This is a genomic window from Chitinibacter sp. SCUT-21 (assembly GCA_041874755.1).
In the GTDB taxonomy this organism is placed as follows: Bacteria; Pseudomonadota; Gammaproteobacteria; order Burkholderiales; family Chitinibacteraceae; genus Chitinibacter.
Genome location: CP102611.1, coordinates 2,897,977 through 2,909,873, shown reverse-complemented (window position 1 = coordinate 2,909,873; position 11,897 = coordinate 2,897,977). Strand labels below are relative to the sequence as shown.

14 protein-coding genes are annotated in these 11,897 nt (G+C 54.1%); 3 read left to right on the top strand and 11 right to left on the bottom strand.

The features are described 5' to 3' along the window. Positions 1 to 4: 4 nt before the first annotated feature. The 6 genes from NT239_13560 to NT239_13535 all read right to left on the bottom strand — a co-directional run bounded on the left by NT239_13560 (position 5) and on the right by NT239_13535 (position 4,725). Positions 5 to 1,096 (bottom strand): efflux RND transporter periplasmic adaptor subunit, encoded by a 1,092-nt coding sequence (locus tag NT239_13560; protein ID XGA70782.1) that lies wholly within the window; start codon positions 1,094 to 1,096, stop codon positions 5 to 7. Beyond that, the gene (locus NT239_13555) at positions 1,093 to 1,617 is read right to left on the bottom strand and encodes a hypothetical protein (GenBank protein XGA70781.1); all 525 of its coding nucleotides are present in this window, start codon (positions 1,615 to 1,617) and stop codon (positions 1,093 to 1,095) included. The genes NT239_13560 and NT239_13555 overlap by 4 nt, the downstream gene beginning before the upstream one ends. Next, positions 1,614 to 2,813, bottom strand: coding sequence for a TolC family protein (locus NT239_13550; protein XGA70780.1), 1,200 nt, complete (start codon positions 2,811 to 2,813; stop codon positions 1,614 to 1,616). Before NT239_13550 ends, NT239_13555 begins: the two co-directional genes overlap by 4 nt. Positions 2,814 to 3,128: 315 nt before the next feature. Beyond that, positions 3,129 to 3,536: a hypothetical protein gene (locus tag NT239_13545; protein ID XGA70779.1), complete on the bottom strand. Its 408-nt coding sequence runs from the start codon at positions 3,534 to 3,536 to the stop codon at positions 3,129 to 3,131. Between the two features lie 89 nt (positions 3,537 to 3,625). After that, on the bottom strand, positions 3,626 to 4,369 hold the full coding sequence (locus NT239_13540; protein ID XGA70778.1) for an LrgB family protein: 744 nt from the start codon (positions 4,367 to 4,369) through the stop codon (positions 3,626 to 3,628). Continuing rightward, entirely contained in the window at positions 4,366 to 4,725 is a 360-nt protein-coding gene (locus NT239_13535; GenBank protein ID XGA70777.1) for a CidA/LrgA family protein, read from the bottom strand. Before NT239_13535 ends, NT239_13540 begins: the two co-directional genes overlap by 4 nt. Before the next feature lie 128 nt (positions 4,726 to 4,853). On the opposite strand from NT239_13535, the gene NT239_13530 reads away from it, so the two are divergent. Further along, positions 4,854 to 5,057, top strand: coding sequence for a hypothetical protein (locus NT239_13530; GenBank protein XGA70776.1), 204 nt, complete (start codon positions 4,854 to 4,856; stop codon positions 5,055 to 5,057). A gap of 91 nt (positions 5,058 to 5,148) precedes the next feature. Here NT239_13530 and murI read toward each other — a convergent pair whose 3' ends face one another. Together murI and NT239_13520 are read right to left on the bottom strand one after the other, a co-directional pair. Further along, the gene (gene murI, locus NT239_13525) at positions 5,149 to 5,976 is read right to left on the bottom strand and encodes a glutamate racemase (protein ID XGA70775.1); all 828 of its coding nucleotides are present in this window, start codon (positions 5,974 to 5,976) and stop codon (positions 5,149 to 5,151) included. A gap of 102 nt (positions 5,977 to 6,078) precedes the next feature. Next, complete coding sequence (locus NT239_13520; protein XGA70774.1) at positions 6,079 to 7,737, bottom strand: SulP family inorganic anion transporter; 1,659 nt, start codon at positions 7,735 to 7,737, stop codon at positions 6,079 to 6,081. 57 nt (positions 7,738 to 7,794) lie between these two features. Between NT239_13520 and NT239_13515 the strand changes: the two genes are divergently transcribed. Together NT239_13515 and NT239_13510 are read left to right on the top strand one after the other, a co-directional pair. Continuing rightward, positions 7,795 to 8,613, top strand: a complete 819-nt coding sequence (locus NT239_13515) for a fused MFS/spermidine synthase (GenBank protein ID XGA70773.1) — start codon at positions 7,795 to 7,797, stop codon at positions 8,611 to 8,613. Between the two features lie 11 nt (positions 8,614 to 8,624). Further along, positions 8,625 to 9,428 (top strand): alpha/beta hydrolase, encoded by an 804-nt coding sequence (locus NT239_13510; GenBank protein ID XGA70772.1) that lies wholly within the window; start codon positions 8,625 to 8,627, stop codon positions 9,426 to 9,428. Positions 9,429 to 9,475: 47 nt separating this feature from the next. On the opposite strand, the gene pxpA is transcribed toward NT239_13510, so the two are convergent. The 3 genes from pxpA to pxpB are packed head-to-tail and all read right to left on the bottom strand — an operon-like array spanning position 9,476 to position 11,876. Then, entirely contained in the window at positions 9,476 to 10,246 is a 771-nt protein-coding gene (gene pxpA / locus NT239_13505) for a 5-oxoprolinase subunit PxpA (GenBank protein XGA70771.1), read from the bottom strand. A gap of 29 nt (positions 10,247 to 10,275) precedes the next feature. Beyond that, entirely contained in the window at positions 10,276 to 11,226 is a 951-nt protein-coding gene (locus NT239_13500) for a biotin-dependent carboxyltransferase family protein (GenBank protein ID XGA70770.1), read from the bottom strand. Further along, positions 11,223 to 11,876, bottom strand: a complete 654-nt coding sequence (pxpB, locus tag NT239_13495) for a 5-oxoprolinase subunit PxpB (protein ID XGA70769.1) — start codon at positions 11,874 to 11,876, stop codon at positions 11,223 to 11,225. Before pxpB ends, NT239_13500 begins: the two co-directional genes overlap by 4 nt. Positions 11,877 to 11,897 lie beyond the last annotated feature (21 nt).

The window sequence follows — 11,897 nt, the reverse complement described above, 5'->3', positions numbered from 1 at the left end:
CCCCTTAACGAATCTGATTAATCAGGTTTGCGCCCTCAACCACCACGCGCGCGCCCTCTTTCAGCGACGGTACCAGCACCGTTTTTCCATCGAGCGGCATAGGCTGCACTGGCTGCGCGCGCAATACTTGCGCTTGCTCCAAAATCCACACCACGCTTTGATTGCTGGCGTTTTTCACCACCGCACTGGCGGGTAAAACACTGCCTTTCACTTGCTCACGCGTGCTGACCGCCACTTTGACCACTTGGCCTAAAGCCAATGGCATCGCCTCGCTCGGGGCAAATAGCAAGGGCAAAGCGCCGTCGCGCAAGGCGCTCGCGCCGCCTAAGTATTTCAGCTTCACACCGTTCAATGCCGCGCTGTCGATCTGGCTAAGCAAGGCCGGATCAAAGGCGGTGGCTTCGATTAAAAAGCCTTTGGGATCAACGACTTCAAACAGCACCATCGCGGGGTCAATCACCTGACCATTCACCACATTGCTTGAGGCCAACACGCCATCAACGCTGGCGCGTAATACTTCGCCACTGCTGGCTTGCGACAGCGCCGCGGTGCGGGCGCGCAAGGCGCTCACTTGCGCGCTGGCGGCTTCAATGTCTTTGCGCGCCACCGAGCCCTCTAAATCACGCAGGCGATTAAGGCTTTGCTCGGCTTGCTTTAAATTGGCTTGCGCTTCGGCCAAATCGGCGCGCTGTTGCGCGAGTTCAAACGCGCTTTGCGCCGGTTGAATCACCGCCAGTACCTGACCTTTTTTCACTTTGCTACCCAAGAGCGGTAAACCCACGCTCGGTGCGCTGATGCGCCCGGCGGTACTGGCTTGCACGCGGGCGCTGCGGTTCGGGTCCATCACCACATGGCCGTTAAGTTCAATGGTTTTGGCTGCGGCGGTGGTTTTGGCCAATTGCGTGATCACGCCCAATTGAAACTGCGTGGCTTTAGGTACATACACCCGGCCATCGGGTAAACGTTGCGGTTTATTCAGGCTGGGGGCAACAGCGGCTTTCGGAGCGTCTTGGCTGTGGTCTTCGCCTTCGTGCGCAAAGCTGCTCACCGTCGCCAGAGCCAGACTTAAACTTAAAATAATGCGATTTAATTTCATGCTTGATTACCCCCACGACGGCGCACGTACACGCCAGCCAGTAGCAACAGCGCTGCCGCGCCTGCGCCCCAAATCCAATTTTTATATTCAGTGGCTGCAGTGGCCACGGCCAACGATTCAGTTGCCGATGCAACGCTTAAGCTGGCGTCGAGCAAATCCGCTTGCTCGCCAGCGACCACGGTAATCGCCAGCGCATGCTCGCCGACTTTGGCCAATGGCGCGGCGCTGACTTGATACACGCCTGAGGCGACGGGTTTGAGCTTGGCTTTGAACGCGCCGCTTTCAACTTCCAATTGCGCCTCGCTCACTGGGCGGTTGTCGGCATAGCGGTTGAGATAAATCGTGAGCTGCTCGCCTTGCATCGTGGCCAGCACTTCAAAATCACTGCTGGCGCTTTCAGCGCTCGCACCGGCTTGAAGGACGGGTTCGGGATGCGGCGCAGCGCCGTGGTCTTCATCACCATGCGCCCAAGATACAGCACTGAGTATCAGGCCACAGATCAATACAGAAATACGCTTCATGGCAATACCCCTAGTGTTTGTAAATAGTGTGACGTAGCGCGGCCCAATTCCAATTCGGCTCGCTGCACGGCAAAACCGCGGTCAAGAAAATCGCGCTGTGCGTTTAAAAAAGCTTGTAGATTGGTTTGCCCAGCGCGGTAGCTACGCTGCTGCCATTGCCATGCTTGCGCGGCTAACTGGCCATTTTGCTCGGCAAACTTCAGTGCTTGCTGGGCTTGAGTCAGCGCTTGCTGGGCGGCGAATTGTTGCATGCGAATTTGTTTTTCCAGCCGCTGCGCCTGCGTTTGCGCGCTCAGTAGCTCGACATTCGCGCTGCTGACGCGCGCCTGAGTTCGGCCATCGGAGCCAAAAGGAATCCGCAACGATAATTTGCCCAAATGCTTGTATTCTTCATCGGGCGAGCCGCGTTCGCGCGTTAAGCTAATCGCCAGCTCAGGCGTCTCGCGCGTGTCGTACTGCGCTTGCGCCAAATGAGCCCGCGCCAACTCGGCCTGCGCCTGCAAAGCCAATAGTTGCGGGTGAGTTGCTTCCAGCTGGCTTGGGATGACTTCTGCGTGTTGTGGCAACTCGCTGTCGGCACCAAGCAAAGATTGGAACTGCTGCACGGTTTCGCTCGCCAATTGGCGACTCAGCGCCAGCTCTTGCTCTGCTTGCAACAAAGCCTGCTGCGCCAAATTAACATCAAGCGGCGCAACTTCACCCGCTTTGAGCTGGCGGGCTAAATCATTGGCGATTTGCTCGAGCGCAGCTTTTTTCTGCTCTGCGCTGCGCTGCTCGAGCTGGGCTAAGCGCGCAGCCCAAACAGCTTCGCGCACCTTGCCCGCCAATTCCCAACGCTCGAGGAATAATTGCTGTTGCTCTACTTGTGCGGCTTGTTTCACTTGCGAGAGCAAGCGCTCTTTTTGCCCCCATTGCCAAAGCGGGATGCCTAGCTCAGCCTCATATTCACGCGAATCTTGCGTTGGGGCCAAATTGTCATTGAGCGAATTGGTGCCAGACAAAGTTAAGGACATTGGCTCTGGCGTTAGGGCTTGCGCATTGCTTAAAGCCATCTCAGCCTTGGTGCGCTGCGCCGCATACAGCGGTGCATCGAGCTGGGTGGCTAATTCAAAAACGTCTTTCATGCTTGCAGCATGAACGGGTAGCGCGATGAATACCCCGCATAAAATGGGGGTATAGAATCGGTTTAATCGCATGATGGTATACCTAAGTGGGCAGCCAAAGGTTATCGCGCATCGTTACCTCGCCTTGCCGTACCTATGTACTGTCTGCGGCTCGGTGCCTTGCGGGATTACTTTTGCTCGATTACTTATCATCACTTCTAGAATGACCGGCACGCAGTAGCGCGCCACTAGAAAAGACGCATCAGTAGTCCACTTTTAATTGCAGCCAAACTGAGCTTCGCACAACCATTGCCGCAAAAAAACAGGCACGTTGACCGCACGCACAAAGCTATGGCTTTGGAAGCCAAGTACTAGCTACGAATAAATAAAAGTGAATGACGCGCCAGATTAGGCGCGCAATTTAGGGGGGTCTTCGAGCGGATCGACGGTGACACCGGCTGGGGTGACAAGAGAAATGCCAACTAAAATCGCGGCAAGAGGTAGAGGTTCAGCAAAGCTGTCCGCGGCCAGCATAGAGCTTGGCATCGCTTGGCAGGCTTTGATGCAATCGTTTTGCTTGGCGGGCTCATGAATATGCACGCTCACTTTGCCAAACAAGCCTTTATGCAAGTGCAGATGCTGCTCAGACTCGGCTTGTGGGTGATGCGAGTGGTCCAGTGCTGTTTGCTCTGCGTTGCCTGCCACAGAATGCGACGCAGCGAGTATTTTTGCGTGCGCAAGCGACTGCGCCAGCACGGTATTCACCGGCAGCACAATGGCCATCACACAAAAAAGGAAGATTCGCAGCGCTTTCATCTTTTTTAGCTTATCAGCAATGCCATCGCCGTGTATAGCGCATGACAAACAAATAGCTTAATCAAACCGATTATTGCCCAATGGGCACATTAGAAAAAATAAAACCAAGCGCTAAGCACTAACGACAAAATCAAAGAGGTTAATACCCCATTCAAACCCATCGCTAAGCCCGCAAACGCGCCTGTGGTCTCAGACATTTGCATCGCGCGAGAAGTTCCCACGCCATGCGCGGCGATGCCCATGGCAAAGCCTTGCGCTACTTCATCATCGATTCGCAGTAATTGAAATAAGGGCACGGCAAGTACCGCGCCACAAATGCCAGTCAAAATCACAAAGCCAGCGGCCAAAGACACATTGCCGCCCGCATGCTGGGCCAGCGCCATCGCAATTGGCGTCGTCACCGATTTGGGCGCGATCGACACCAAGCTATTTGCAGAGAGCCCAAATAGTTGCCCCAACAACAAGGCCGAGACGATCCCAACGATGCAGCCGATGATTAGGGCAATAATTAAGGGTAGCAAGCTTTCGCGTATCCGGCGTAAATTGGCATACAGCGGGATAGCCAAGGCCACGGTGGCGGGCCCGAGTAAGAGATGAATCGGCCATGCGCCCTGAAAATATCGCGTATACGGCACATCAGCCAGTCGTAACAGACCAATTAATAGACACACGCTAATTAAAACGGGGTGGAAAAAAGCCTGTATCCGCGGAAAACGAGCCGCAGCCACATAAATGGCATCGCTAATCACAAAAGCAGCGATGGTCAGCATTAACCAGATAATCGGTATTCTTTGCAATGGCTGCGCCATGTGCTCGAGCATATCCCAAGTCATGGTGCATCCTTGTTTCTACGTTGCCGACGTAATAACCATTGCAAAACTAAACCAGTCACCGCCATCGTCACAACGGTAGAAAAAACCATCGTTAGCAATAAAGCCAAGCCTTGTTGCCCCAATAAATCTCCCAAGGTCATCAGGCCAACGCCGGCGGGGATAAACAACAAAGCCATATAGCGCAATAAATGATTGGATACTTCAACCACACGCAAATCAAAACCGCGTTTAATCAGCGCGGCGAGCAGCAATAACAACATTCCCAATACTGAGCCTGGTAGCGGCAAGTGCAGCAAAATGCATAAAGCCTCCCCCAAAAAAAGCGCAGCGAAAATGATCGTTATGCCATAGAGCACGAGTATGAACCCTCTCCGTCCAGTTATTGCTTACACATAAATCGAAAACGCCTTTTGTCCATTGCAACTTTAAAACCAGCCAAAGCTGGCTTTACTGAGGTGGAAGAAACAAAAAAGCGAGGTTGATAATGCAACGCCCTACATTTGGTAATGCCCCCTACGATTGGCTGAATCTGCTGCCTGATCGTGATCTTGAAGCGCTGGAATTTGGTTTACACGAGTTATTGGCCCAACAACCCAGTGCTTTTTCAACGTTTAAAGCCCATTCAATGCGTGAAGCGATTGAATGTATTTTGTTCGATCGGCAGCAATCGCGGCGGCATATTGCCTAATTTGATTGTGCGTTGAAGGTCTATTTTACGCCAGCCCAATGATGACATTGGGCATTGGTACTATTTGCGTCTAGGTTGTTGATCAAAGCAATTACAGCTGGGTCAGCTCGATCTTACCCAAGCTGCGCCCCAAAAAGCGCTCGCCGATGGTTTGGAATTTCACCGGCAAATCGGTCACGACAAAGCGGTACTCTGGCATGCTGTGCGCTGGGTTGGCTAAACCGCTGCTTTGCAAAATTTCAGCCGTTTGATCGGCAATCGACAAAGCCGAATCGACCAGCTGCATGCGGTTACCACACACATCAAGCAGTAATGGCTTGATCAGCGGATAATGCGTACAACCGAGCACCAGCGTATCAATCGCTTCAACAAACACTGGTTTTAAATATTCTTGCGCCGTCATTCGCGTTACCGCGTGATCGAGCCAGCCTTCTTCGACCAGCGGCACAAACAGCGGGCACGATTGCGAATACACGCGCGTAGCGGGGTTGAGCTGGTGAATTGCGCGCGCATAGGCATTCGAATTAATTGTCGTCGGCGTGCCGATTACGCCGATGCCGCCAGTTTTGGTGTGCGCCACGGCATTTTTCGCCCCCGCTTCGATGACATCGAGCACCGGCACTTTAGCACTCGCGCGCACCTTATCAGCCGCCACCGCAGCCATCGTATTGCACGCAATAATCAGCATTTTGACGTCTTGTTGCTGCAAGAAGTCAGCAATTTGCTGCGTGTAGTGCTCAATCGTTGCGACCGACTTTACGCCATACGGCACGCGCGCGGTATCACCAAAATAGATGATGTTTTCAAACGGCAGCCTATCCATCAAAGCGCGAACGACAGTCAAACCGCCAACACCCGAATCAAAAACCCCAATCGGGTGCGAAGGCAAAGAGTTTTGAGAAATTCGAGTTGAGCTCATACACGCAAGGCGAAGACAGAAAAACGCAATTCTACCCTGCGCGCAGCGTGGCAGATAGGGCGCGAGCGCGACAAAAATAGTGCCAAATCAATTTTGCTCATTTTATTGCTGGCTTTGATGCAGCAAGGCATCCGCTCGACTTAAAGCCGCAGCAAAAGTTGGAACTAGATTTTCGGTTTTTAAGGTGTCGAGTACACCCGAGCGGCTTAGTTTTTCGCTCACCTTTCGATTGGCTTCGCACAAAATCACCACTACACCGCGTTTTTGCAGTTCGGCGATAACTTCATCGAGCGTTTGTAGGCCGGTCATGTCCATAAACGGTACGCGTTGCAGGCGGATGATCAGTACTTTGGGATCGGTGTGCGTGTCGTGCAATACGCGCTGGAAGTTTTCGACCGCGCCAAAGAAAAATGGCCCTTCAATGGCGTAAACCAATACGCCTTTGGGAAGCTCGACCATACCTTGGCTGAGCAAATCCATGGCCAGCTCTTTTTCATCTTGCGGGCCAACTTCAACCGACATCGCCATGCGGCGCAGGAAATGCATCGTTGCCAAAATCACCCCAATATTCACCGCAACGACCAAATCGGCAAACACCGTCAGCAAGAAAGTAATGAATAAAATCGCCACATCGGCACGCGGGGCGTGCGTGGCCATATAGTAAAAATGCTTCACCTCGCTCATATTCCACGCCACGACAAACAAAATCGCCGCCAACACCGCCAAGGGAATACTGGCGGCAAGTGGCGCTAAAAATAGCAAAATCAACACCAGCACCAGCGCATGCACCACCGAGGAGAGCGGGCTATTGCCCCCGTTGCGAATATTGGTCGCGGTGCGGGCAATCGCGCCGGTTGCGGCAAAACCACCAAACAGCGGGATGACCATATTGGCCAAGCCCTGCCCGATCAGCTCCTGATTCGAATCGTGCCGCGTGCCCGCCATGCCGTCTGCGACCACCGCCGATAAGAGCGACTCAATCGCACCAAGCATTGCAATGGTGAACGCTGGGCCGATCAGCGTAATGACGCGATCCATCGTCACATCGGGCCAAGCCAGTTGCGGCAGGCCTTGTGGAATACCGCCAAACGCTGAACCAATGGTCGCGACGCCGTCAAAATGCCAAATCGCTTGAATCACTGTTACGACGCTCATCGCAATCAGCGGCGCGGGTAGTTTTTTTAGGTAGGGGATTTTGGGCGTAATGAGCAGCAGCGCCAAACCTAGGCTCGCCAGCGCGGTAGTAGCGACGTGCAACTCGGGCAGGCTATTGAGCATGAGCCACACTTTTTGGTGAAAATGCGCAGCATTTGGATTGGGGATTCCCAAAAAAGCCGGCCATTGCCCAGTCCAGATAATCACGCCAATGCCGGCGGTAAAGCCGACGATGACCGGAGCGGGGATAAATTTAATCACGCCGCCGAGCTTAGCGAGCCCCATCAGCAGCAAAATCACGCCCGCCATCATCGTCGCGATTTCTAGCCCGACAATGCCGTGCTGCGCGGTAATTGCCGCCAAAATTACAATAAACGCGCCAGTCGGCCCGGCAATTTGCACCCGGCTGCCGCCGCACAGCCCAACGACGATGCCCGCGATCAGCGCGGTGTAAATGCCCTGCTCGGGTTTGGCGCCGCTGGCAATGGCAAACGCCATCGCCAATGGCAATGCCACAATGCCGACCACCACCCCGGCGATTAAATTCGGTAAGATGTGTTGGCGCTGAAATAGTCCAGCGCGCTGGGCTTCAAGGGCGGCGATCATGATGGCGGCTTGCGTAGCTTGGGAATTTCAGTTTAGACCGTCATCTGTCGAGGATTTGTGACTTCCAACAAAACCATGCCAACTAGCTTTGCCGAAACCTTCGCCGCGCTACTGAATGAAAGCGAATCGGGCAAGCCGTTTGTTTACGACGAAGGCGACGAAGTGTCGCTGATGTTTGACCTCAATACCGTGCAAAGCCGGATGAAGCGTGATCAACCCAACGATTTAGTGCTTGGGTATACCCGTGCAATGCTTGGTTTTGTTTTACTACAAGACAATACCCAACAGATCGGCATGATAGGCATGGGCGGTGGCTCGCTTGCCAAATACTGCCACCATTACCTGTCGCAAGTGCAAATTAGCGTCGCCGAAATCGACGCACGCGTGATTGCACTCGCGCCGCAGTTTCAAATTCCGCTCGCTAGCCCACGGCTGAAAATTGATTGCGCCGACGGCGCAGATTGGCTGGAAAACAACACTCAATTATTTGATGTATTGATGATCGACGCCTACGGCCCTGCAGGCATGCCCGAACAGATCGCCAGCGCAGCTTTTTTTGACCTCTGCCGCCAGCGCTTAACACGCCACGGCGTGCTGATCGTCAACTTATGGGGCAGCGACAAACGCTTTGATAGCTACTACCAGCGCATTCGCCTCACTTTTAACGACGCGGCGATCGCAATCGGCGCTGATGGCTGTGCCAATCGGATTGTGTATGGCTTTAATCAAGGCCGCCTGCCCTCACAAAAAACGCTGCAAAACCATTGTCGCCAACGCGCGCAAGCGCATAGCGTCGATTTAATTAGCTTGGGGCAAAGGCTGAGCCGCGCTTTGCGCGCCAGCGATGGCCTCGAACCCAGCAAATCAACCACATAGATCAGAACAGCATGCCCAACCTACAGCTTGAATTGCGACACGTCAGTGCCCACACCGAAACCACGCGCGCGCCGATTTTATTACTGCATGGCGCATTTGCCGGTGCTTGGTGCTGGCAAGCCGTGCAAGACGACCTCGCCGCCGCAGGCTGGGATAGCTACGCGCTGAGCTTGCGCGGGCACGGCCACAGCGACGGAGATTTATTGCTCGCCAGCGCGACGATCAATGATTTCATCGCCGATGTGGAAGTGGCACTGGCACAAATTGGCGAGCCTTGCATTCTGGTCGGCCATTCTTTGGGCGGCTATCTAGCGCAGCAAATTGCCGAGCGCCATACGATTGCCGGCCTCGTGCTATTGGCCAGCATCCCGCCTTACGGTTTATCGGGCTCGCTGGCGTATATGTCGGCGCTACATCCGAATCTATTGATGGGTTTACAAAGCTTTGCCTTGGGTCACACCAGCAAGCCCGAAGCCGCACTGCTACAGCATTTACTCTTTGCAAAGAATACCGCGATGCAGGTCGTCGACGATTTTGCCGCGCACGCGCAGCTAGAATCGATGACCGCCTTGTCTGAGCTGTGGATGCCGAACTGGTGGAAAAACCTGCCGCGCTTTCCCAAGTTTCCGGTTTTGGTGCTCGGCGCGGGAGATGACAGCATTATTCCGTTTGGCGACGTGCAAATCACCGCGCAGGCATGGAGCGTTAACCCAGTGATCTTGCCCGAGGCCGGTCACGCGATGATGTGCGATCGCACTCAGCCGCAGTTGATGCAAGCGCTGTTAGCTTGGCTAGAGCAACAATACACCGGCTAGTATATTTTTGTAGCCATCACCAATAGTTAGCTACAGAGCAATACCCATCACTCCCATTCATTCGGCGGCGGAGGGTTGCCGAAAGCGCGATCACCGACAATTGCATCCACGGGGTTATCGTCCGCACTGATGCGGATTCCCGCCTTGCGCAAAGCATCACGAATCGCGTGCGCTTGGGTCAGCGCCGCTGGGTTATCGCCATGCAAACACAGCGAATCGACGCGCTGGCTTAGCGCCAAGGCTTGCACAATCACCGCTTGCGTGTCTTCCAACACCGCACCGGCTTGCTCGCGCGGCATCAGGCTGCCGTCGGGCAAATAGGCGCGATCGGCAAAGCCTTCTTCAATCACTTGCAAACCGGCTTCTCGCCCAGCTTTGATCAGTTCGCTATCAGCTAAACCCATCAACGCCAGATCGGGGTCGATTTCGCGGATCATTTGCGCGATTTGCCGCGCCAATACAGGGTCGCGCGCGGCGTCGTTATACAAAGCGCCGTGCGGTTTCACATACGCGACCGAAACGCCTTCTTCGATGCTAACGGCTTTGAGCGCCCACAATTGCGCGGTGAGGCTAAACACCAGCTGGCTCGGCGTGAGCGTCATGCTTTTGCGGCCAAAACCTTCGCGATCAGGGTAGCTCGGGTGCGCGCCGATGCGCACACCGTATTGATGCGCCAAACGCACCGTCGTGCGCATGCTGTCGACATTGCCGGCGTGGCCACCACAGGCAATATTGGCCGAGCTAATCACTTGCATCAGTTCAGCATCAAACGGGTAGCCTTCGCCCAAATCGGCGTTTAAATCGAGGTGGGTTTTCATAAGCGTTTATTTTAGCAGGGCACGAGCCATTAAGTGCAGGTAGCTATCGCGCTAGCTAGTCGTTTAAACCAAGCCTGTTGACGAGCCAAAGCACTTAAGGCCTCTGCCTGTTCAACAGGTAATAAGAAAAAACTCTCCCCTGGCCGTAATTGCCCCAAACGCCATAAGTCGGCTTGAATAATCTGCGCGATCACCGGATAGCCGCCCGTGACCTGCGCATCACTTAATAAAATAATCGGCAGGCCATTTGCGGGCAATTGCACGGTACCCGCCATTACAGCATGGGAAGCCATTTCTATGGGTATTTCCATAGATAGCTGATTGCCATTTAATCTCAAGCCCATACGGTTGCTTTTGGCATCCACTTTCCAATTTTGAGCGGTGAAGTTTTTTTGCCCCTCAAGCCCCAACTCCTGCCATTGTGGTCCGGCAATAAATCGCACAATTTGCCCACGCTCAGGCATTGCTACCGCACATGCAGGGCGTAATTTATCGCGCCGGCGAGCGGCAATAAGGTCGCCTTTATGCAAAACGCGCCCATCCCAGCCACCCAGCTGGGCACTTAATAAGGTTGAGCGGCTACCCCACAACACAGGGACATCAATTCCCCCCGGCAGTGCCAAATAAGTACGCACCCCCTGTGCTGGAGCGGCCAATTGCAAGGTTTGTCCTTTCACACCTCGATAGACCGCATTTGGCAGCAAAATTTGTCCATCAAGCCTCGCTTGGCAATCTGCCCCTGCTAGCGCAAACGATGTGGTGTGTAAAAACTGGGCTCGAAAACCGCCCAAGGTAATTTCCAGCGCTGCCGCATCCAGTGAATTGCCAAGTAATAAATTGGCCACTTGTATGGCAAAACCATCCGCAGCCCCCCCAATCGGCAGCCCCCAGCTTGCGCCCTGTGGTCGCCCAAGGTCTTGTACGCTAGTCTGCAAGCCCGGTTTTTCTATTTGCAATATTGCAGTATGGCCCGACTTCATAAGCTGTCCTGCGCCACAAAACGCACCCGATCCCCGGCTTGCAAGCGACAAGGCGGATTGGCATTGGCATCAAAAAGCGTCAGAGCGGTACGGCCAATTAGATGCCATCCCCCTGGGCTACTGCAGGGGTAAATGCCCGTTTGTGCACCGCCAATTCCAACTGATCCCGCAGGTACTTGACTGCGAGGCTCAGCACGGCGCGGAGTATGTAATACTGGCGCTAGGCCTGCCAGATATGGAAAACCGGGTAAAAATCCAATACACAAAACTTGATACAGCGGCGTGCAATGCGCCTCAATGACCTGTTGCACGCTCATGCTGGCTTGTTCGGCCACAAACTCAAGGTCAGGCCCCGCATTACCACCATACACCACAGGAATTTCCACGGTATCTCCGTTGATCTCGTCCACCTGCATCTCACTCAGGGCCCATTGCTGTTGCAACCATAGCAGCGCGTCCTCAGCGGATTGCTGCAAAGGATTAAAGCGTAGCGTAAGATTGCCCACACCCAACACCATTTGGTAGCCAGTATGCGCGCTGTGCTGCTTTTCAAAATGGCGCAGCATCGCAATTAATCGGGATTGCTCGGCCAGATTGGTTTGCAACACCAAGGCAGTTTCCCCCAAGGGGTAAATCATTAAGCTGGACATCACCACTCGCTTTAAGAACGC